Source organism: Parabacteroides sp. AF17-3 (assembly GCF_003635445.1).
Lineage (GTDB): Bacteria > Bacteroidota > Bacteroidia > Bacteroidales > Tannerellaceae > Parabacteroides > Parabacteroides goldsteinii.
This window is the reverse complement of record NZ_QTMM01000024.1, coordinates 26,035-47,295: the sequence shown is the minus strand read 5'-3', so window position 1 is coordinate 47,295 and position 21,261 is coordinate 26,035. Positions and strand designations below refer to the sequence as shown.

General features: G+C 41.0%; 19 protein-coding genes. 9 read left to right on the top strand and 10 right to left on the bottom strand.

Annotated features, from left to right (window positions below; translation table 11 throughout):
• Positions 1 to 53: 53 nt before the first annotated feature.
• The 3 genes from DWW91_RS25070 to DWW91_RS25060 all read left to right on the top strand — a co-directional run bounded on the left by DWW91_RS25070 (position 54) and on the right by DWW91_RS25060 (position 3,200).
• Positions 54 to 260 (top strand): PspC domain-containing protein, encoded by a 207-nt coding sequence (locus DWW91_RS25070; protein WP_007652914.1) that lies wholly within the window; start codon positions 54 to 56, stop codon positions 258 to 260.
• A complete protein-coding gene (uvrB, locus tag DWW91_RS25065; RefSeq protein WP_122329251.1) occupies positions 260 to 2,287 on the top strand; it encodes an excinuclease ABC subunit UvrB in 2,028 nt (675 codons plus the stop codon). The genes DWW91_RS25070 and uvrB overlap by 1 nt, the downstream gene beginning before the upstream one ends.
• A gap of 61 nt (positions 2,288 to 2,348) precedes the next feature.
• The gene (locus tag DWW91_RS25060; protein WP_122329250.1) at positions 2,349 to 3,200 is read left to right on the top strand and encodes an N-acetylmuramoyl-L-alanine amidase-like domain-containing protein; all 852 of its coding nucleotides are present in this window, start codon (positions 2,349 to 2,351) and stop codon (positions 3,198 to 3,200) included.
• Here DWW91_RS25060 and DWW91_RS25055 read toward each other — a convergent pair.
• Positions 3,197 to 5,476 (bottom strand): DUF5686 family protein, encoded by a 2,280-nt coding sequence (locus tag DWW91_RS25055; RefSeq protein WP_007652917.1) that lies wholly within the window; start codon positions 5,474 to 5,476, stop codon positions 3,197 to 3,199. The genes DWW91_RS25060 and DWW91_RS25055 overlap by 4 nt on opposite strands.
• Positions 5,477 to 5,599: 123 nt before the next feature.
• Between DWW91_RS25055 and DWW91_RS25050 the strand changes: the two genes are divergently transcribed.
• Positions 5,600 to 6,238, top strand: coding sequence for a Crp/Fnr family transcriptional regulator (locus tag DWW91_RS25050; protein WP_154278289.1), 639 nt, complete (start codon positions 5,600 to 5,602; stop codon positions 6,236 to 6,238).
• Positions 6,239 to 6,318: 80 nt separating this feature from the next.
• On the opposite strand, the gene kdsA is transcribed toward DWW91_RS25050, so the two are convergent.
• From kdsA to DWW91_RS25005, 9 genes are all read right to left on the bottom strand, one after another.
• A complete protein-coding gene (kdsA, locus tag DWW91_RS25045; RefSeq protein WP_007652920.1) occupies positions 6,319 to 7,122 on the bottom strand; it encodes a 3-deoxy-8-phosphooctulonate synthase in 804 nt (267 codons plus the stop codon).
• 5 nt (positions 7,123 to 7,127) lie between these two features.
• Complete coding sequence (gene miaA, locus DWW91_RS25040) at positions 7,128 to 8,054, bottom strand: tRNA (adenosine(37)-N6)-dimethylallyltransferase MiaA (RefSeq protein ID WP_048317200.1); 927 nt, start codon at positions 8,052 to 8,054, stop codon at positions 7,128 to 7,130.
• 154 nt (positions 8,055 to 8,208) lie between these two features.
• Positions 8,209 to 9,210 (bottom strand): type I glyceraldehyde-3-phosphate dehydrogenase, encoded by a 1,002-nt coding sequence (gene gap / locus DWW91_RS25035; RefSeq protein ID WP_007652928.1) that lies wholly within the window; start codon positions 9,208 to 9,210, stop codon positions 8,209 to 8,211.
• A gap of 235 nt (positions 9,211 to 9,445) precedes the next feature.
• Positions 9,446 to 9,829, bottom strand: a complete 384-nt coding sequence (locus tag DWW91_RS25030; RefSeq protein WP_233584573.1) for a hypothetical protein — start codon at positions 9,827 to 9,829, stop codon at positions 9,446 to 9,448.
• Positions 9,774 to 10,181, bottom strand: a complete 408-nt coding sequence (locus DWW91_RS25025; protein ID WP_048317187.1) for a phage holin family protein — start codon at positions 10,179 to 10,181, stop codon at positions 9,774 to 9,776. The genes DWW91_RS25030 and DWW91_RS25025 overlap by 56 nt, the downstream gene beginning before the upstream one ends.
• A gap of 6 nt (positions 10,182 to 10,187) precedes the next feature.
• Complete coding sequence (locus DWW91_RS25020; protein WP_007652933.1) at positions 10,188 to 10,409, bottom strand: YtxH domain-containing protein; 222 nt, start codon at positions 10,407 to 10,409, stop codon at positions 10,188 to 10,190.
• A gap of 88 nt (positions 10,410 to 10,497) precedes the next feature.
• A complete protein-coding gene (gene prmA, locus DWW91_RS25015; protein WP_122329248.1) occupies positions 10,498 to 11,349 on the bottom strand; it encodes a 50S ribosomal protein L11 methyltransferase in 852 nt (283 codons plus the stop codon).
• Between the two features lie 94 nt (positions 11,350 to 11,443).
• The gene (locus tag DWW91_RS25010) at positions 11,444 to 11,845 is read right to left on the bottom strand and encodes a hypothetical protein (protein ID WP_122329247.1); all 402 of its coding nucleotides are present in this window, start codon (positions 11,843 to 11,845) and stop codon (positions 11,444 to 11,446) included.
• Between the two features lie 91 nt (positions 11,846 to 11,936).
• Complete coding sequence (locus DWW91_RS25005; protein ID WP_122329246.1) at positions 11,937 to 13,172, bottom strand: ATP-binding protein; 1,236 nt, start codon at positions 13,170 to 13,172, stop codon at positions 11,937 to 11,939.
• 906 nt (positions 13,173 to 14,078) lie between these two features.
• On the opposite strand from DWW91_RS25005, the gene DWW91_RS25000 reads away from it, so the two are divergent.
• The 5 genes from DWW91_RS25000 (at position 14,079) to DWW91_RS24980 (ending at position 21,122) form a co-directional block, all read left to right on the top strand.
• The gene (locus DWW91_RS25000; RefSeq protein ID WP_122329245.1) at positions 14,079 to 14,669 is read left to right on the top strand and encodes an RNA polymerase sigma-70 factor; all 591 of its coding nucleotides are present in this window, start codon (positions 14,079 to 14,081) and stop codon (positions 14,667 to 14,669) included.
• A gap of 71 nt (positions 14,670 to 14,740) precedes the next feature.
• Positions 14,741 to 15,256 carry a FecR domain-containing protein gene (locus tag DWW91_RS24995; protein ID WP_122329244.1) on the top strand — a complete coding sequence of 172 codons (516 nt, stop codon included), beginning with the start codon at positions 14,741 to 14,743 and terminating at the stop codon, positions 15,254 to 15,256.
• Positions 15,216 to 15,725 carry a FecR family protein gene (locus DWW91_RS24990; RefSeq protein ID WP_154278286.1) on the top strand — a complete coding sequence of 170 codons (510 nt, stop codon included), beginning with the start codon at positions 15,216 to 15,218 and terminating at the stop codon, positions 15,723 to 15,725. The genes DWW91_RS24995 and DWW91_RS24990 overlap by 41 nt, the downstream gene beginning before the upstream one ends.
• An 84-nt stretch (positions 15,726 to 15,809) precedes the next feature.
• Entirely contained in the window at positions 15,810 to 19,328 is a 3,519-nt protein-coding gene (locus tag DWW91_RS24985) for a TonB-dependent receptor (protein WP_010799860.1), read from the top strand.
• A 12-nt stretch (positions 19,329 to 19,340) separates the two neighbouring features.
• Positions 19,341 to 21,122, top strand: coding sequence for a RagB/SusD family nutrient uptake outer membrane protein (locus tag DWW91_RS24980; protein ID WP_122329243.1), 1,782 nt, complete (start codon positions 19,341 to 19,343; stop codon positions 21,120 to 21,122).
• The last annotated feature ends 139 nt before the right edge of the window (positions 21,123 to 21,261 follow it).

The following is a 21,261-nucleotide window of genomic DNA, read 5'->3' as shown; positions in this document are numbered from 1 at the left end:
CTTCTGCCATATAGATATATATACTATCTTTACGAAACAAAAAATAAGACATCATGGAAGAAGAAGCACCAAGAAGACTTTATCGTTCGAATAATGGAATGATTGCCGGAGTATGCGGCGGTATTGCAGATTACTTTGGTTGGGACCCGACGCTGGTACGTGTCGGCTATATACTGTTGAGTATATTTACTGTGTTTTCCGGGGTTATAGCTTATTTGATACTCTGGATAGTTATACCTAAAAAAGGACTATACGAATAATGAATTTTGAGTTATCATCACCATTCAGCCCGACGGGAGATCAGCCGGAAGCAATAGCGGCTCTTTCGGAGGGCATTCAGAGTGGTGTGCCTTTCCAGACGCTCCTCGGAGTAACAGGTTCGGGAAAGACGTTTACTATTGCCAATGTGATTAAGGAGGTACAACGTCCTACTTTAATATTAAGTCATAACAAAACGCTGGCTGCGCAGTTGTATAGCGAGTTCAAAGCCTTTTTTCCGAATAATGCCGTAGAATATTTTGTTTCTTATTACGATTATTATCAGCCGGAGGCTTATCTGCCTACTACGGATACCTATATCGAGAAGGATTTGCAGATTAATGAAGAGATAGATAAACTCCGTCTTCGTACGACAGCTTCTTTGTTGTCGGGGAGAAGGGATGTGATTGTTGTTTCTTCCGTATCCTGCCTGTATGGTATGGCTGACCCGACGGCGTTTGCCGAAAAGGTGACCCATCTGGAAAAAGGAATGCAGATTGACCGCGACAAGTTGTTACGCCGTTTTGTCGATGCTTTATATGTAAACAATAAGTTAGAGTTTAACAGTGGATGTTTCCGGGTAAACGGAGATACGGTCGATATATTTCCGGCAATCGAATCGTTTGACGGAGTGGCTTACCGTATCGAGTTCTGGGGCGATGAAATAGACCGTCTGTCTTCCTTCGACCCGAAGACCGGACAGGAGATTGACGAGCAGGATGAACTGAATATTTATCCGACCAATTTATTTGTCACCACCCAGGAACGTATAAATATGGCTATCGGCCAGATCGATGTCGACCTCGGTACGCAGGTGAATTTCCTGAAAGAGATTGGCAAGCATTATGAGGCGAAGCGTTTGTATGAACGTGTAACCTTCGACCTGGAGATGATTCGCGAGTTGGGACATTGCTCGGGTATAGAAAACTATTCCCGTTATTTTGACGGCCGGATGGCCGGTGAACGTCCTTACTGCCTGCTCGATTATTTCCCGAAAGATTTTATGTTGGTAGTCGATGAAAGCCATGTCACGATCCCACAGATACGGGCCATGTACGGGGGAGATTATTCCCGTAAAAAGAACCTGGTAGAATATGGTTTCCGTCTGCCGGCGGCGATGGATAACCGTCCGCTAATGTTTGATGAATTTGAATCGATGACCCCGTTAGCTATTTATGTCAGTGCGACTCCGGCCGATTACGAACTGGAGAAGAGCGAGGGGATTGTTGTCGACCAGGTGATTCGTCCGACCGGATTGCTCGATCCGGTTATCGAGGTTCGTCCGACATTGAATCAGATCGATGACCTGATGGAAGAGATAACGCAGCGTTCGGCTAAAGATGAACGTGTCCTGGTCACGACGCTGACTAAACGTATGGCGGAAGAGTTGACCGCTTATCTGACCCGGATGGGAATACGTTGTAATTATATCCATAGTGATGTGGATACTCTGGAACGTATCCAGATTATGGATGATTTGCGGAAAGGTTTGTTTGATGTGCTGATTGGGGTAAACTTGCTTCGTGAGGGACTGGATTTACCGGAAGTCTCTCTGGTGGCTATTCTGGATGCAGACAAAGAAGGCTTCCTTCGTTCTCACCGTTCCCTGACGCAGACTGCCGGACGTGCTGCCCGTAATGTGAATGGAAAGGTTATTTTCTATGCAGATAAGATAACCGCCAGTATGCAACTGACAATGGACGAAACGACCCGTCGCAGAGAAAAGCAGCTTGCCTATAACGAAAAGCATGGCATTATTCCCCGGCAGGTTGTCAAGACCAGCGTCTCTCTTCTGGGTGAGAAACAGCCGGCTACAGCCGAACCGTATGCTTATGTCGAACCGGAACCAAGTCTGGTTGCCGATCCTGTTGTTAAGTATATGACTCGTCCGCAGCTGGAAAAAGCAATCGAACGTACCAAAAAGCAAATGACGGAAGCTGCCAAGAAGTTAGACTTTATTGAGGCCGCTCAGTTCAGGGACGAGTTGATTAAGTTGGAGGAATTGTTGAAAACGAAAGTGCAACCTTGATCTTTTGGTTACTTTTCTATCAAGAGAAAAGTAATATTCAAATCTGATAAATATTGAATTTATGAAAACGATTTTCTTGACATTCTTAGTCTGTTTAATTTGTTTCTGTGGGCAAGCGGCGGATAAGGTTTCTTATACAGAGGCTGACCGGGTTGTCTTTGACCAGTATGTTTCAGAGATGAAAGCAAATAAATCTTTGCCCACCGGTGAATTGATGGTTAAAACGGCACGTTTCTTTTTAGGCACTCCTTATGTGGCTGCAACATTAGAGATGGAGCCGGAAAGGTTGGTTGTCAACCTGCGTGAGATGGATTGCATGACATTGGTGGAGAATGTAGTTGCCCTGACACGGACAATTCAAAGTGAGAACCCTTCGTTTGAAACCTTTTGTAAGAATTTACAGGCACTTCGTTACCGGAATGGAGAGATTCATGACTATACCGATCGCTTGCATTATACCACCGACTGGATTTTCGAGAACCAGCGCAAAGGAATAGTGGAGGATGTTACTTCAGCGGCCGGAGGCATCTCCCTGCCGGTGAATGTCTCTTTTATGTCGACGCATCCCGATAGTTATAAGCCATTGAAAGAAAATCCGGAATTGACAGCCCGGATTGCCGCGAAAGAGAAAGAGATCAACGCCCGTCCTTATTATTATATACCGGAAACCGAGATAAACCGGAACGCAACAGGCATAAAAGACGGAGATATCGTTTGTTTTGTCACAACAATCAAAGGTCTGGATATATCTCATGTCGGTGTCGTTTGCCGGGTAGGGGATAAACTGACCTTTATCCATGCCTCTACTACGCAAAAGAAAGTGATAGTCAACGAAGCTCCTTTACAGGAATATGTGGAAAGTATCAAGCGTAACAGCGGTATAATGATCGTTCGCCCACAAATGTCCTATTAAAATAGTTCGAAGGCAAACTTGAGGCCGATATTCTGGTATTTCCATCTATCGAATCCGGCAAAGGCGGCAACATTGAAAATATGGTTACCGAAACCATATCCTACCTCTGTGTAACTCGGTAAAACGGGTGTCCACAGTTGGCTGAAATAAAAGCGTTCAGACAGAATGTACTTAGATGTTTTCTTCTTGAAAAGTTGTGACAGGATGAAGGGACTTTCGTACATAATATGTCCTTGCACATATTTGTCGGATGCATTGAACCAGAAACTCCTTAGTTGGTTGAAGACTCCTCCGAATTCATCTCCCCACGATTCAGGGAACTGGCGGCGTGAGAAATAACGGAAATCGGCAAAGTAAATAGATTTGGGATTCAGGTAAATGCCTCCGCTGATGTGATAATTGAGTTTTCTGGACAAACCGAGTGCGATGCTTTGGTGAATATCCGCTTCGATTCGTCCGTAATCACCGGAACTTTTACCTACTCCGGGGATTGCACGGGCAAATTCGACTGAAATGGTCGGATAATAGGAATATAGATATTCTTTGCGATATCCGTCCATCCAGTAATACTGGCGTGGCGTATAGGAAAAGCCGACGACGGGAGTAAAGTCATGATAGTTATCATTGATGATTTCTTCTATCCCTTCTCCGGGGTTTGAAATATCACTTTTCTTTTTTACCGGTATCCGGCGGTGGTAGGAAACGCCGGTCCATAGTTGGAATCCGTTGAACAGTTCGATGTTGTTGCGTATTTCAGCATAGTAGTGTTTGAAATATTCCAGATTTAGGTCATCGAAATTAAATGTAGAGTCTTTCAACTGCTCGTTTATCTCTTTCATAATGGCTGAAGAATAACTCTGGTTACCATTACCGATCGAGAGGCTCAATATGCCTTTTTTCTCCGGCAGATATTCCCAGTCTCCGGACACGGTGAAAAAGATTTCTTTCCGCTTAAATACAAAACCGACGTCCGGACGGAAACGGAGCTGGCGGTCTTTGTCGAAAGTTTTGCTGATGCGCAGACGTTGCCTGTACGTTATTCCGTTATGCCCTGAATATCCCAGTTGGAACGGGTTGAATATTCCCGAATATTTGAGGCGGGTCGTTTTATAGTCCATGCTGATGGTATTCGTGAACTTTTCTGTCAGTTTCAGGTATTTGGTGATATTCGCAGAATCTATTTTCTGTTCATTCGTATTGTTGGCGACATGATATAACTTCTCTTCTTCTTTTGTCAAAGGAATATCGCGTTTTTTGTTCCAGAATGTCGTGTCTGAAATGATGGGAACCGTATCTGAGGATAATTTATAATATCCGGTCAGGTCCAGTGATCTTTTTCTTTGCGTTTCGTTATCTTCTTCTACCCATTCCACCGCTTTGTATTTGAAAGAAGAATGGTAGCTGGTGGCAATGGCATTTCCTAGGACATGGTAGCGCAGATACAGGCTGGCTTTATCCGGAAGGATAAAGCGGCGGTAATCGCGTCCGAAAGTCATGATCAGGTTGAATTCGGCAAAATCGAAACGTCCGTTCACATCTATCTTGTCGATGATCCAGGATTGGTCGCGGATATACAGGTCGCCGCAGATTAGCTTCTGGCTCCATAATTTGGGCATGAACCGTATCTTATAGATCCTGAGCCCGCTGGTGTCACTGACACTTTCCAGGTCGAATGTATAGAATTTGGAAGCCTGGTTGGTCATAGGAGTGATGATACCTTCATTATATATGGTAGAAGAATAGACATTGAGGTTCAGAAAACTCAATGCTTCCTGCTGTTTCTTGTTGTTGGGGATACTATTTCCGTTTACGGCCTGGAAGTTGTGCAGGAAATTGTTGGGAGCATTGAATTTCGACTCACTTACCATTTCGAAGATCATATCCTTGTTTTTCCTGTCGACCGGGAAGAGATGATGTGCGAAACGTATCAGAAAGTTCTGTTTCAGTATTTCCGTACGCCCTTTTATATATATTTCCGCTTCGTACTTTGAAAGGACATGCTGGTATTTTTCGGCGTTTTTAATTACCTCTTTCATAATGGAATCGGCCTTTACGGACGATTCTGTTTTTTCTTTTAAATCAGGCAACACTTTACTTCTATAAGTGCTTTCCTGTTTGGCGGCAGCATTTATAGTCAATAAAATCAGAGCAAATATCAAAACGTACCTTTTCAACAAAATATCACCCCTTTTGCTACAAACGTAACGAATAAAATTCAAATTAGTAGTAAAAGAAAGTAAAATGTAATTATAAATACAATTTATCGTATTAAACATTTTATTATTTCAAAAGAAAAGTTGTACATTTGTGCTTCATAAGTATGTTATAAAACAGTCGTGGTTAAGCAACAAAAAGAAGAGGTCGATCTATCGGCCAGTTTAGCAGAAGTATGGAGAGTACTGACCGACAAAGAGCGGGAAGTTCTCCGTAATAATTCGACGATCCAGCATTTCAAACGTAACGAGTTGATCTATTGCGAGGGCGACGAACCAAGGGACATGATGTGTTTGCTGAGAGGTAAGGTAAAGATTTTTAAGGAAGGTGTCGGCGGTCGCAGCCAAATCATCCGCATGATCAAACCCGTGCAGTATTTTGGTTACCGTGCTAATTTCGCTCAGGAAAATTACCTGACAAATGCCTCGGCGTTTGAAGCATCTGTTGTTTGTTTGATACCGATGACAATAGTGACGGACTTGCTGATGGGTAATCCAAATCTGGCAATGTTTTTTATTCGTCAGTTATCGTTTGATTTGGGAGTGGCGGATGAACGTACCGTTAATCTTACCCAGAAACATATCCGGGGTCGTCTGGCGGAATCTTTATTATTCCTGAAAGATAGTTACGGTCTGGAAGAAGACGGGGCTACATTGAGTATTTACCTGTCTCGTGAAGATTTGGCAAACTTGTCGAATATGACTACTTCCAATGCTATCCGTACCTTATCGACATTTGTAACTGAGCGTATCATTGCTATCGACGGTAGAAAGATCAAGTTGATAGATGAGGATAAGCTGAGAAAGATAAGTAAGATGGGATAACGAAGATATGACTTTTGAAAACAAAAGAAGGGACTTTCATTTGCGAAGGTCCCTTCTTTTGTTTTTAAAAGTCATGACATTTATTTGATTGCTTCACGGATGCGGACTAAACGTGTCAGTAAGCCTTCGAGCAAATCTAATTGTAGCATATTGGCTCCGTCGGATTTCGCTTTGGAAGGTTCTGGATGAGTTTCGATGAAGAGACCGTCGGTGCCGACAGCGATAGCGGCTTTGGCTATTGTTTCTATCAATGCCGGCAGACCGCCTGTTACGCCGGATGTCTGGTTGGGCTGTTGTAATGAGTGGGTTACATCCATGATGACCGGATAGCCGAAATCCTGCATTTGCGGGATGCCCCGGTAATCGACAACCAGGTCTGTATAACCGAATGTAGTTCCCCGCTCGGTGATCATGACGTTGTCATTCCCTGCATCGGCAACCTTTTGTACGGCGAATTGCATGGCTCCGGGAGAAAGGAACTGTCCTTTCTTGATGTTGACGATCTTTCCGGTTTGTGCGGCGGCGACAAGCAGGTCCGTTTGACGGCAAAGGAAAGCCGGGATTTGCAGGACATCTACATATTCGGCAGCCATGGCGGCTTCATGGGTTTCATGTATATCCGTAACGGTCGGGACGTTGAATGTTTCGCTTACTTTGCGTAAAATCTTTAAGGCTTTCTCATCGCCGATCCCGGTAAATGAATCGAGACGGGAGCGGTTTGCCTTGCGGTATGAGCCTTTGAAGATATATGGAATATTCAGCTTCTCGGTGATGCCGATAACCTTTTCGGCGATACGTAGCGCCATGTCTTCCCCTTCGATCACACAAGGACCCGCCATCAGGAAGAAATTATCTTTATTCTTAAAATCGTTAACTGTTATCATAATTGTTATATATTGTTTTGTTCCAACAACTCCAATGTTTGCCTGATCTTTTCCTCTGTCGGTAATGTGGCATCTATCCAATGGATCGTGCAACCCCGGCGTTCCATTCCGCGGAACCAGGTCATCTGACGTTTGGCAAACTGGTGGATGGCTATCTCTAATTGGGAAACCATTTCTTCGTAAGAAAGTTCACCTATGATGTATAATGTGAGATATTTATACTCCAATCCGTAATAAATGAGGTCTTCCGGTTTGACGCCGGAGGCAATGATGCCTTTTACCTCGTCTACCATGCCTTCCTCCAGACGGGCACGCAGACGTCTGGATATTTTTTCGCGTCGCAGTTCCCGATCGATGTTTATGCCAATGATCAGGCTGTTGATCGGATCATATTCGTTTGCATCAGGGGCTTCGGTCTTGTAGTATTCTTCAATCTCGATAGCCCGTATTGCCCTTTGTGCGGAATCTACGTCTGTCTTGTTATGCAATACTTTGTAACCGGCCAGTATTTTTTCCAGTTCTTCCAGCGACTTGCCTTGCAAAGATTCCCTTAACTCCGGATTTTGGGGAACATCCAGCAGCTTGTATCCTTTCAATACCGCTTCGATATACATGCCGGTTCCACCGCAAAGGATAGGGAGCTTGCCTTTTTCCTGTACGGCCTGGTAGGCACGGAAGAAGTCGTGCTGATATTCGAATACATTATATTTATATCCCGGATCGCAGATATCGATCAGATGATAGGGGATTGCTTTACCGTTCACGGTATAATCGGCGAGGTCTTTCCCGGTACCGATATCCATGCCACGGTAAATCTGGCGTGAATCGGCACTGATGATCTCCGTATCCAGCCGGTCGGCCAATGCTGCAGCAAAAGGTGTTTTGCCGGAAGCAGTCGGACCTAGTATCGTTATAAGTTGATATGTTCTCATTGTGGAGCAAAGATAGTGCAAACTGAGTGCAGAATAAAATGAACTCGTTCATTTTTTATGCCGAGGTGCAGCCTGTCTTCGCATTAGTGCAAAGATAATAAAAAAAGCCGTCCCCTTTGCGGAGGACGGCTTCCATATACTGATTTGTATTTGATTACTTACCAGCGATAACGCGAGCCATTTCACAAACTTTGTTTGAATAACCCCATTCGTTGTCATACCAAGAAACGATCTTAGCGAAGTTGTCATCCAAAGAGATGCCAGCTTTAGCGTCGAAGATAGAAGTGTTAGAGCAACCACGGAAGTCAGTTGAAACAACTGCATCTTCTGTGTAACCCAGTACACCTTTCAATTCGCCTTCAGAAGCTTCTTTCATAGCAGCTTTGATGTCGTCCATTGTAGCAGCCTTTTCCAGAACTACTGTCAGGTCAACAACAGAAACGTCAGAAGTCGGAACGCGGAAAGCCATACCAGTCAGTTTACCGTTCAATACCGGCAGAACTTTACCTACAGCCTTAGCAGCACCTGTAGAAGAAGGGATGATATTTTCAAGGATACCACGGCCACCTCTCCAGTCTTTCTTAGAAGGACCGTCTACTGTTTTCTGAGTTGCAGTAGCAGCGTGAACTGTAGTCATCAAACCTTTAACGATACCGAACTTGTCGTTCAATACTTTAGCGATAGGAGCCAAGCAGTTAGTAGTACAAGAAGCGTTAGAGATGATGTCCTGTCCTGCGTAAGTTGTGTGGTTAACACCATAAACGAACATAGGAGTAGCGTCCTTAGAAGGAGCAGACATGATAACTTTCTTAGCACCAGCCTGGATATGTTTGCGAGCAGTTTCGTCTGTCAGGAAGAAACCTGTAGATTCAACTACAACTTCAGCACCAACTTCGTCCCATTTCAGGTTAGCAGGATCCATTTCTGCAGTCAAACGGATTTTGTTACCGTTTACAACCAGGTTGTTACCTTCTACAGCAACTGTACCATCGAAACGACCGTGTACTGAGTCATATTTCAGCATGTATGCCAAGTAATCAGCATCCAACAAGTCGTTGATACCTACAATCTGAATATCATTGCCGAAGTTTTTAACTGCAGCGCGGAACACCATACGTCCGATACGGCCGAAACCGTTAATACCTACTTTAATCATTGTAATAAAACTTTTATGGGTTTATTAAAAATATTACATAAAATCCATTTAACAGCCACAAGGAGTTGCGCATGAAGCCAATATCGTCAGCATTGCGGTGAATGCCATAAAGAGAATCAAATTACGTTTCATTTTATCCTTGTTTTTAACGACTGCAAATTTAGTCATGTTTTTTTATTCTGCCTTTATTAATGTGAGAAAAATATGCCCTCTAACATAAATTAAATGTTAGGAGTTATTTCTTTTTCTTAAACAGAAGGTTTGTAAACCAGCTTTGAGCTTTTCTGATTCCCCATGTCAGCAAGAATGGGCGGACTACATCCCAGGCTACCGGCAGCAGGCCTTGTGCGATACTCAGATAATCCGAGAAACCGATCGGGGTTGCCGGCTGGCTGGCTGTTGTTGCTGTTTCTGTAGATTCTGTTTTTTTTGATTTAGTGTTGGGAAATAGTAAGGTGGTGAAACCGGATATCAAAAGGCTGCCTGCATTTTCCTGGATATAAGAAAAGTCGTCATTCAGCTTTTGTTCCTGTATAACACATTGCTTCCGGATTCTTTCCTTGTCAGAAATCAGTTTCTCCAGTGGCGTCAGTGGCTTGTTTTGTATCTGTTGCATCATCTTTTTCGTCATTACCGTTTAATGCTGCAATCACTACGTTCAATACCGTGTTGCAGATTCTGCCTTTATTCATTATAATGAGCCCGATCAATAGGAGATATAACACTGCCACGAAAGCGAAGCCGGTTCCCATCGAACCGAAGATATCCCCCATAAAGAACCCTAATGCCAGGAATATGAACAGGATGGCAAAGAAAGCCAGAAACAATAAAATTAAGCCATACGAAAGAATGGCGATCAGTTGGCCGCTTCTTTCGTATGTGCTTAACTTTAAAAGTTCAAGCTTTAATTCTACGTAAGTTGAAACATCATCTTTCAGCTCACGAAAGATTTTTCCTGAATCTTTTTCCATAAATAATTATTCAGCTACGATTTCTTCGGTAGCTTTTACAACTTCAGTTTTACCTTCTTTGTACTTGGCGAGAGCGGAATTAAAGCCTTCTTTTACTTTTCCAACTACACCGTTCAATTCTTCCAGTAACTGTTCTCTCTTATCGGTAGCTGCCAGATATCCAACTGCTGCACCAACTGCTGCACCAACTACCAAACCTAGTAATAATTTAGAATCTACATTTTTCATAACTCTTACATTTAAATGTGTCTACTAAAATAACGCTTTTATTCGAATGATAGTTTACTTCTGTGTTAACTTTTACTGTTAAATAAAGTTATGGCTTCTGTGTCTTAACGGCAACCCAATTGTTTTTCTCTGCGTGGGAAATGAATTTCAATCCGTTGCGTTCGCACTCTGCCTGGATGGCGGGAATGTCTTCAGTGTAGAATCCGCTCATGAAAAGGGTGGCTCCCGGTTTCATGCAGCCGACGTATTGGTTGATATCGTTCAGCAGGATGTTGCGGTTGATATTGGCGAATACAATATCGAATGTACCGAATGCGGGGATTTGTTCGGCACCGCCTAAGGCAATCTGTATATCTTCCGTATAGTTCAACCGGGTATTTTCCAGCGCGTTGTTGTAAGCCCATTCGTCGATGTCGATTCCGACTACTTTATTGGCGTGTTTCATTTTTGCCAGGATGGCCAGTACGGCTGTTCCGCATCCCATATCCAGCAGGTCTTTGCCTTCCAGGTCGAGTTTCAGCATTTCGCTGATCATCAGGTAAGTCGTTTCGTGATTGCCTGTACCGAAAGCCATTTTCGGGTCTATTATAATATTATATGTATAACCCGGTTCCGGTTCGTGGAAAGAAGCGCGGATGATGCAGTCGTTACCGATACGGATGGGCTTGAAATAGTTTTTTTCCCATTCTTCGTTCCAGTCCTTGCTTTCCACCAGTTGTTCGGTGTACCGGATGGTTACGTTTTCCAGCGGAAATTCATTCAGTTTATCCTGTAATGCTTTTACATTATATAATTGGTCGGATACATAGGCCAGCAAGCCGTCTTCGTCTTCGGTAAAACTCTCGAAACCGATTTCGCCCAGTTCGGACGCCAGTACATCACTGATGATTGTTGCCTCGATAGGCGATTCATAGGTGAATTTCAGTTCGTAATAATTCATATTCTTTGCTTTTTATTCGTTTGGGGACAAAGGTATCGAATATATTTAAGAAAATATAATCAGGATAAGAAAGTAGGTATGCATAAACAGGTCGTTATGGTCGATATTCTATCATATTGTTCTTAATGACAAGCGGACATTTATATTTCTTTCTTAAATCTTCCTGCAATTTTTCGGTTGTCCGATCTTTTTGAGGAAAACGCGAACTGACAATAAACGCCTTTTGCAAAGAAATATTCTTGAGCAACCCTTCTTGCATAAAGCATTGAATCGTTGAAATGATCTGGCTCATCGCCTTGCCGATATTCTTACCTTTCAGCTCCACAAAATAAGCATGACGATCATTTTTCGTTTTTCCCGAAGGATAATAAAAGAAAAAATAATCGCATTTCTCTTTTTCCTGATTGCAGATAAGGGCACCATCGACTTTAATCTTTTCGACATTCTTCCAGTCTGAAACAATCAAAACAAACTTGCGCCCATTCTCTTCAACCATCAAACGTGCTTTTGATGTGCATTGGCATGTACTTGCCGGGAGGCGTTCTATTAAACTTCTTCCAGTTACTTCTTGGTTAAAACATTTACAGCTACTCATTGTATTTTATATCTAAAAGCGAATCGTAAATTTCGGATAATTCGGCAGAAACATCATCCATCTGATTAATACCTATTGTGTGGTATTCATCATCCAGAATATTGTGGCTTGTACCGTCGCTGGAAAAGAACTGACAAGTCAGGTCCTTGTAATCGATCCATTTATCAGGACTGACGAGTTTAGCCACTTGTTCTGCTTTCTCCGGACTTTCTGCGGCAACGTTGCCGGCTTGCAAAAGATTTTGGACAGTACTTAATATATAAGGACTATGGGTGGTAATGAATAACTTCGCCTTCATCTCTTTTGTTCGTTTGACAAGATATTCTGTCAGGTCCTTCTGTACCTGGGTGTACAGATTGAGTTCGGGTTCTTCGATGATAGTGCAGGTATCTATATCTAAACCAAGATCAAAAACAGACAATAATGGGATAATTGATTGCAAACCGCTCGATGCCTGGGTCAATTCAATCTCTTCTCCATTTTCCAGTCTGATTTTATCATTGGTAGTACTATCAAAATGCACTTCCAAATTAAGAAAATTTATTTTGTATTGTTCCTGATTGTCTTTAGCCAAGCTATACTTATTTGCAAATATTTTTAAGCAATCCGGGATATTTATTCCCTTTTCATAAAAACTGAATATTGCTTTGGAAAGAACTGACATTAATATTCGTTCTGCAGGAATATAAACAGATGGGATTTCGTTATAAACATAAGTATGCATTAATCGGGAATAGAATTGAATGTATTGATTATCCCGTATTTTTTCATCAGGAAATTGTTCGATATGTTCAAAATTCTGCAACTCCGGTAAACGGATATCCTCATTTAAGAGATTCAGCAGTTTGATTATTCGTGCTCTAAAAGGTCTATGGCTTTTTGTAAATAGGACATTCCCATGATACCATTCATTGGCAATATCAGTAAAAGGATAATCCGTTTCTATCCCTTTTTTTGAAATAGTCCATGTATATTCACCTTTTTTATACACAATACATGTATGCTCTTTAAAATCAAAGTCTATATCGTATTTTTTCAGCAAAGATATAAAAGGAACGAGATTGTCTTTCGGCTCAATGAAATAAAACTCCTGACTATTAAATAAATCCAGCAGCTTCGCCACCGTGCTTTTCCCACTTGAAGTATGCCCAATCAAAATGCAGAACGGTTTTATCTCTATCTCCGCATGTTGGATAGGCCCAAAATCAGTAACTGAAATTCTTTCCATATCATCTTTCTTTATTATGACAAATATACGTCTTTTCTTAATAGGTTAAATGATCTTTTGTATAATATCCTTTATATCCGGATTCAATTGTCTTTACCGTCATCCTTGACTCTGTTTATCAAAATGTCATTTTACCTCTGTTGTCAGCAGGTTGTATGTGTCGGGGCTTGGGTGTATTGTTTTTTATTCGATTCTAAAGAGGATTGAAAGTGTCTTTATTTTGATTTTTATGATTTTGGAGTGCCTTTTTGCTTTGTTTCGTTGATATAAAATAGATAAAGTGAGTGAATAAAGTTGTATACATGTAAATGTGTTGTTTGAATTGTATGTGTGTTTTTATCTCTTCCAGAAAATAATTCTGCTAAAAAACATGTATTTTAAGTGATAAAACCATCCAAAAACGGCTAAATTCAACTGCAATTAACAAAAATTTTCTTTTAAACGAACCTCTATTTTGTTTAAAAGGAAAATAATCTCGTTTTAAACGAAGTTCAAATTTATTTAAAACGAGATATTGGAATTGATATTAATAGCAGATGTGTTAAATATTGTAACTATTCTTATTCTGATTCAATCAAACTATCAAATACATCAGATACAGAAATGGCTATATAATGAACTTTGTGATAGATTATTGTAACTTAATAGATCAAATTGATATTTCGGGGAGATGTGAACTAAAGAAGAGTTGCATGAAATACACGTTTTGATAGTCCAAATCTTTCTACAATGTAATCTGACAATAAATTCAAAACAGATTCTGAATATTTTTTATGCAACCTTTATTTTTATTTATTTTGATATTACCTTTGTCAGGCGTACTAAAAACGTAGAAGTGTTATATATTATCCAGTATGCTTCACGCTACTGCAAACTTAGAGCTTTCTTTATAAATTGAATATATTTATGTTTGATGTTTCTTTATTAAGTCAGTTAAGAGAAGGGAACCGTGAGGCTTTCAACAGCTTGTTTCGTCATTACTATCCCCGTGTTATGGCGTATGTCGCAGCTATGGTGGAACAGGAAGTGGCGGAAGATGTCGTTCAGGATGTTTTTTTGCATGTTTGGGAAAATCGAAAAAAGCTATACGCCGGAGAAGGGTTTCATTCTTATCTGTTTCAGGCGGCTTATACCCGCTGTATTGATTATTATAGAAAAACACAGTCTGCCGACAAATATAATCTTCATATGGAGAGCGCATATCTGGAAGAGTATAATGCCTTATTACGTTCAGATGCGTCGGTCCTGGAAGAAATTTATTCAAAAGATTTTTACGAGCAACTACATAATTTACTGGAAAAATTGCCAACCCAGCGGCGTGAGATATTTATTCTTACTTATATTGAAGGCTTAAAGGCAAAGGAAGTATCCGAGCGTCTCCAAATCCCACAGCGCACGGTAGAGAGTCATATTTACCTGGCGATTAAGTATCTTAGGGCACATTTATCTAAAAATGATTTCTACATATTATCTCTTCTTTATTTTTTTCGTCAGTGAAATTAAAAAAAATGAATGATTGCTCCGTAGTTTTTACCTCTCATACGTTTAGCTTGTATAAAAGATGAAAAATGGAATTTGATTACGGACTTTTGGCAAAATATCTGGCAGGAAATATCTCTTCCGATGAAATGCAGAAGATGGAGGAGTGGAGTAACTTGTCACAGGATAATAAAAAGATATTATCTGAAGTGATGCGTCTTCGTGTTTCCTATAATATGATGTATTATAAAAGTTCGGACCATATTGAAAAGGCATTGGAAAAACTGAATGTGAAGATCAATCGTTCCAACCGTTTTAAGTTAATGCGTAACGTGTTGCAGTATGCTGCCGTCTTTTTGATACTGTTTTCCTGCTTTTATGGGGGTTATGAGTATTTAAAGCCTGAAAAATATATAAGTATTGTGGTCAAACCCGAGCAAGACGTGAAAAAGGTCGTGCTTGCTGACGGAACGTCCGTTTGGTTGAAGGGTGGATCGACATTAAAATACCCGGAATCTTTCTCTGACGAGAATCGTCAGGTCTCCTTGCAAGGAGAAGCTTTCTTTGAAGTCTCAAAGAAAGCAGAAACAATTTTCTCTATTTAATGTCTTTACCGGATATGTGAATATCCAGGTAAAAGGTACTTCTTTTGATGTAAAGACCGATGTAGAAAATAAAAGAGTAGAGGCTGTTTTAGTCAGCGGAGAAATAGAATTGCTGGATGCGAACCGTAATAAACTGCTGGATGTATCCCCCGGAGAAAAAGTAACTTATAACCAAAACAAGAATGAATATACTACAGAAACTGTCGATGTGAATATTCTGACAGCCTGGCGACTGAGACAGTTTGTTTTTGAAAACGCGACCCTGCGTGAAATAGTCAATAAACTATCCGTAAAATTTAATGTAAACATAAATATCGAGTCTTCAGCTCTTGCACAACGTAAATTCCGGTGTGTGATTAATGATGATGAAGAGTTGGTTGATATCCTGAAATTATTGGAATACCTGGCTCCAATACATTATAAGATAGAAGAAAACGAAGTTTTCATATACGAACAATTTAAAAAGTAATGCCTATGAGAAAATGATTGAAAAAACTGACACACACACAGAAATGTAACTAAAAAATAGTACTAACATTATTAAATCACATGTATGATTAAAAAAGTTTCTATTGCTACATTAGCAATGTTTTTGACTTCTGCATCGCCCGCCATGGCGATAAGCGATGCGCATTCTTTGTATGTGAATCTGGAACTGACGTTGAATAGCACAACGGTCGGTGCAGTTATACAGAGTATCAGTGAACAAACCGGATATGAATTTTCTTATGACGAAGCCTTGTTGAATAAGAAAATCTCCAACGTATTTGTTAATTTTAAAAATGAACACATCGAAAAAGTGCTCAAAGAGGTTTTTAAGAATACCGGTATTTCTTATAAGATCGTAAATAACCGTGTGTTTTTAAAAGATAATAATGTAAAGAAGAATGTTCGGACGGTAGAACAGCTGATCGTAAATGAAATTCAGCAGAATAAAAAGAAGATATCAGGAGTTATTGTCGATGAGGAAGGGACACCGGTTATCGGTGCAAACATTACTCTTGAAGGAAACAAAGGAGTCGGAACGGTGACGGATGCCGAAGGTAAATTCATCTTGAGCGAGATTCCGGCCGGGGCGACTTTGCTTGTTTCTTATATCGGTTATTTGGAACGGAAAGTACAGGTGGAGGATGGTAAGAGTTCTTATCAGATTACATTGCATGAAGATACCCAAAAACTGGATGAGGTAATCGTTATCGGATATGGTGTAGAGAAAAAGATAAATATGACCGGTGCTATTACAAATGTAAAAACAGAGGAGTTATCTAGCATTTCGACGACCAACTTATCTAATACATTAGCGGGGCGCGCACCGGGATTGACAATTGTCGGTAGTTCCGGCTTTATGGGAGCAAGTTCGGAAATCCGTATGCGTGGCGGATTCGGCGACCCGTTATTTGTTATCGATGGAATCATTCGGGACAAGGCGGCATTCGATGCGCTTGAATCGAACGAAATCGATCAGTTGAGTTTCTTGAAGGACGCTGCGACAGCTTCTGTTTACGGTTCTAAAGCCGGTAATGGCGTTGTCCTGGTAACGACTAAGTCGGGCGCGGATAGCATGGGAAAACCTAAATTTGAATATCAGGGATCATATACGTTCAACAGACCTACCCGCAAGCTGTTCACGGATGATATGAGCGCTTACAAAGAGTTGGTGTATCAAAATTTAGTGGCTGAGGCTAACGGACTTGCCCGGCCTAACAACGATGAAGAGATGGAGTATGCCAAGACACATGATTATAATGTGAATGATCTGATCTGGCAAAATCCATGGAATACAAAGCATTCTATTAGTGCGACAGGTGGTACGGAAAAAGTCAAATACTATGTTTTAGGTAGTTTTATCAGGGAAGAAGGATCTTATAAGAATCTGGAAAATAATAAATATTCATTTCGATCCAATCTGACAGTGAATCTGAGTAAATATATATCCTTGAATGCGAATGTTTCCGGTTATCAGAAAGATGACAGACGCTTTAATTGGTCTGGTAGTGGTGATGACAGTGAGGATATATTCGACTTTTACAGAACTACGTTTAATTGTTTGAGGACGGTTCCGTCTTATGCGTATCTGGATGGTACTCCGGCAAACGAAAAGACTGATTATCCTATTTATCCGGATGTCAGTAATTTTAAAGGTTGGAATGTCGCAGATGTGATATTGGGTGATCGTTATATCAAAACCCGCAGACGTAATGTAAATGGTATTTTATCATTAAACATCGATTTGAGCAAGCTTTTACCCGGATTATCAACCAAAGTAACCGGAAATTACATAATCAATGACTATGCCCGCAAGAAATATCTTACTCATCAGAAGGCCTACAATTTTCAATCGGCTGATCCTAATAACCGTTTTGTTCCGGGACCGCTGGATTTGAATAAATATAATATCTTCACGTTTGGTTCCAATTATGAGAATCTGACTTATGGTTCCCGCCAATTCTGGAATGAACAGTTTGACTGGACGGTGAATTATAAAAATAAGTTCGGTAAGCATGAAGTAGGCGGAATGATCACTTTTGAGCAGGCTCAAAGTCAGGGTGAAGCCATCTATGCAACAGCGAATGATCCGCTGACGGCTTATGACCAATGGTTCGTGTTTTCAACCGATCCGGAAAGACGGACGGTTTCAGTAAATGAATCGGAGAACTTAGGTTCGCATTTGTCGTGGATCGGACGTGCTACATATAATTATGATTCCAAGTATATAGCAGAGTTCTCATTCCGTTATGATGGAAATAATAAGTTTCCTAAAGAAAGCAGATGGGGCTTTTTCCCCTCGGCCTCACTTGGATGGCGTATCAGTAAAGAAGCCTTTATGGAGAGCGCTTCTAATTGGCTTGACGACTTAAAAATACGTGCTTCTTATGGTACAACCGGTAACGATTTGAATACATCGAATGCGTCGATTGGATATTTCCAGTATATAGAAAGATATACTTCCGGTAGCAGTTATATGTTTGGAAACGGATTGGCAAACGGTATACAGACAGGCAGTATGCCGACTTATAATTTGACCTGGGCTACTTCATCGACTATCAATGGTGGTTTGGATTTTACCTTTTTGAATAATCGATTGAGTGGAACAGTTGATGGGTTCTACAGAAAGGAAACCGATATTTTAGGTTCAAGAACATCTACTTTGCCAAGTACTTATGGGGCATCGTTGGCTCCTGAAAATTATGCTGAACGTTCATGGAGAGGTGGTGAAGTGACGCTGGGTTGGAGAGATAAGGCTAAACATGGAATAAATTATTCTCTTTATATGAATATCGGTTACTCGAAAGATCGTTGGGACGTATTGGATGAATCGGTGATTTATATGACTGGTAACCTGAAAGATTTGTCTTTGGTCGGAATGTCGGCCGGGCGTATCACGGGGTTGAAAGTCGATCATTTGTTGACCGATCAGGCGGAAGTAGATGAATTGATTGCCAAAGGATTCAAACAGTATGGACGCGATCCGTATCTTGGCGGTCTTTTGTTCCAGGATACCCGTGGTGATGGTTATGCTCCGGGGCCGGACGGAAAGATTGATGGAAATGACGCGTATAACTTGTTGTCCACAAACGGGACTCCCCGTATTAACTATGGTTTCGGTGGTAGCTTCAGTTGGAAGGGTATTACTATTGATATGCATTTTCAGGGTGTTGGCAACTATGACCGGTTGGTAGGATGTGAGGCAACCCAGGGCATACCGCAGTATGGTGGTAACACTCGTCCGTATTATCCTATCTGGACAAGTGATAAATGCTGGAGTCCGGAGAATCCTGATGGTATTTATCCCCGTGTAATCGGTAAGAACCAGTATGAATCAGGTTATGGTAATACTGATTTCTGGATGCGGAATGGAGCCTATGTTCGTTTAAAAAACCTGAATGTAGGATATGATTTGCCTATGGCTGTTCTTCGTCCATTAGGATTGACTCGTGCCCAGGTATTTATGAATGCAACTAACTTATTTTCTATCTCGGCGATGAATGAGTTCATGGACCCTGAACAGAAATACTATGATTCATTCCCTTTGATGAGATCATTTACATTCGGACTTAACTTCTCATTCTAAAATTAAAAAAATATGAAACTGAATAAAATAAAACAATTATCGATTGGTTTGGCAACTATATTGCTGGTCAATGGATGCAATAGTTTGGATATCTCGAACTTGTGGAACTATGATGCAGACCTGGTTTGGAATGATGACAACTTAGCAACTGCTTATGTGACTGATCTCTATGGCGATATCTTTAGCGGTTGGTCTACAAGTGCGGATAATACAGCTGAGCAGCAAACGGGTATTCCTTTTATGTTGAGTACTATTACAACGTCGGGCAGTGGTTATAAGCGATGGAATTATACCAATATCCGTAATATAAATTTAGGACTTGAGTATCTGGCAGAAGGAGGATGTACCGAATCTGTTAAGAATAGCCTGACGGGACAAATGCTGTTTATGAGAGCATATCAGTATGGTGAAATGGTTGTTTATCATGGAGGTATGCCGTATATTACAAAAGCCCAGGATAAGGATGAAGATGATTTGTATGTGACTCGTACTTCCACGGCAGAGTGTTTTGATTTAATAATTAAGGACCTGGATGATGCTATTGCGTTGCTTCCGGCCAAAGCAACCGGTAACGATTATGGGCGTATAGACCAGTGTTTTGCTAAGGCTTATAAGGCAAAGATGTTGCTCTATAAGGCTTCTCCGCAGTTTAACCCAAGTAATATGTATGATAATAAATATTGGAACGAAGCTTATACGGCGGCGAAGGAGGCATACGATTTCTGTATAGCTCAGGGGATTAAACTGACTGCGAATTATGCAGATAACTGGTTGGTGGACGGCAACTCCGAGGTCGTTTTTCCTATTATCTATAGTAATCCGGATAAAACGGCCAATTGGGAAAACACGATTCGTCCCTCTTCTTTGAGTCGTAGTAATGCCGGTAATACTCCGACCTGGGATATGGTAAAAGCGTTTCCGATGTTGGATGGAAAGCGGTTTGATGATCCGGCCGGTAAATATTATGCAGGTGCTGAATCTGACTTTTTACAGAAATTCTGGCAAAATCGGGATCCCCGATTTGAGGATTGTATCCTGTATAATGCGGATTTATATCCGGTGTCGGGAACGGCTTCAGGATATCGCCAATATACTTCGGTCGGTATAGCTGTCAGAGAAGATTCATATGGAATCAATCCCAATGTGGGCAGCACTGCTACACAGAATGATGCTATTAGCGGCATGTATGTGCGTAAAGGATCTGATTTGTCTTTGAGTCAGGATTTGGTATCTACGTATGATCATGATTATCCGTTTATGAGATTGGCTGAAGTCATGTTTATCTATGCGGAGGCGGCCAATGAAACGGACCATCAGGATGTGGCTGTAGATATGCTGAAGCAAATTCGTAAACGTGCAGGTATCGAAGCCGGCGAAAATGGGTTGTATGGGTTGAAAGTTGCTAATCGTAAAGAAATCCGGCAGGCTATTCTTGATGAACGCAATGTAGAATTATGTTTTGAAGGGCATCGTTTTATGGATCTTCGTAGAACCCGTAATATGATGCAGTTAAACGGACTGCAAAAATATGGAGTCGAGGCCATTGCTATCAATGAAGACGGTTCAGAAATGGATATTGCCGAAGCTACCCGGAAAGCCAAGACATATTCGTTGACTCCCGATAATTTTAAATATATTCTTAGAATGGTGCCGATCAGTGCCATAGCCGAGAATAAATTTTTGATTCAGGAATCGTATTATTTTTTCCCGATCCAGGAAAGTAAAATATTGGAAAATCCTAATCTCGAACAAAATAACAATTGGGGAGGAAAGTTCAACCCGACTATGGAATGAACAGTCTTGAACGATTATGTCATAAAAACTCGTAAATATTTGCGAAAATTATGGGATAAATAATATCTTTGTGAGACGTTAGGAGGCAATTAATCTTTCTAACGTCTTTTTTAAGCGGAAAAAATCAATAAAATTGCTA

What these genes read in the sequence shown, in the direction of transcription:
- DWW91_RS25070 (WP_007652914.1), top strand. Translation starts at nt 54, where the DNA reads ATGGAAGAAGAAGCACCAAGAAGACTTTATCGTTCGAATAATGGAATG.
- uvrB (WP_122329251.1), top strand. Translation starts at nt 260, where the DNA reads ATGAATTTTGAGTTATCATCACCATTCAGCCCGACGGGAGATCAGCCG.
- DWW91_RS25060 (WP_122329250.1), top strand. Translation starts at nt 2,349, where the DNA reads ATGAAAACGATTTTCTTGACATTCTTAGTCTGTTTAATTTGTTTCTGT.
- DWW91_RS25055 (WP_007652917.1), bottom strand. Translation starts at nt 5,476, where the DNA reads ATGTTTAATACGATAAATTGTATTTATAATTACATTTTACTTTCTTTT.
- kdsA (WP_007652920.1), bottom strand. Translation starts at nt 7,122, where the DNA reads ATGATAACAGTTAACGATTTTAAGAATAAAGATAATTTCTTCCTGATG.
- miaA (WP_048317200.1), bottom strand. Translation starts at nt 8,054, where the DNA reads ATGAGAACATATCAACTTATAACGATACTAGGTCCGACTGCTTCCGGC.
- gap (WP_007652928.1), bottom strand. Translation starts at nt 9,210, where the DNA reads ATGATTAAAGTAGGTATTAACGGTTTCGGCCGTATCGGACGTATGGTG.
- DWW91_RS25030 (WP_233584573.1), bottom strand. Translation starts at nt 9,829, where the DNA reads ATGATGCAACAGATACAAAACAAGCCACTGACGCCACTGGAGAAACTG.
- DWW91_RS25025 (WP_048317187.1), bottom strand. Translation starts at nt 10,181, where the DNA reads ATGGAAAAAGATTCAGGAAAAATCTTTCGTGAGCTGAAAGATGATGTT.
- DWW91_RS25020 (WP_007652933.1), bottom strand. Translation starts at nt 10,409, where the DNA reads ATGAAAAATGTAGATTCTAAATTATTACTAGGTTTGGTAGTTGGTGCA.
- prmA (WP_122329248.1), bottom strand. Translation starts at nt 11,349, where the DNA reads ATGAATTATTACGAACTGAAATTCACCTATGAATCGCCTATCGAGGCA.
- DWW91_RS25010 (WP_122329247.1), bottom strand. Translation starts at nt 11,845, where the DNA reads ATGGTTGAAGAGAATGGGCGCAAGTTTGTTTTGATTGTTTCAGACTGG.
- DWW91_RS25005 (WP_122329246.1), bottom strand. Translation starts at nt 13,172, where the DNA reads ATGGAAAGAATTTCAGTTACTGATTTTGGGCCTATCCAACATGCGGAG.
- DWW91_RS25000 (WP_122329245.1), top strand. Translation starts at nt 14,079, where the DNA reads ATGTTTGATGTTTCTTTATTAAGTCAGTTAAGAGAAGGGAACCGTGAG.
- DWW91_RS24995 (WP_122329244.1), top strand. Translation starts at nt 14,741, where the DNA reads ATGGAATTTGATTACGGACTTTTGGCAAAATATCTGGCAGGAAATATC.
- DWW91_RS24985 (WP_010799860.1), top strand. Translation starts at nt 15,810, where the DNA reads ATGATTAAAAAAGTTTCTATTGCTACATTAGCAATGTTTTTGACTTCT.
- DWW91_RS24980 (WP_122329243.1), top strand. Translation starts at nt 19,341, where the DNA reads ATGAAACTGAATAAAATAAAACAATTATCGATTGGTTTGGCAACTATA.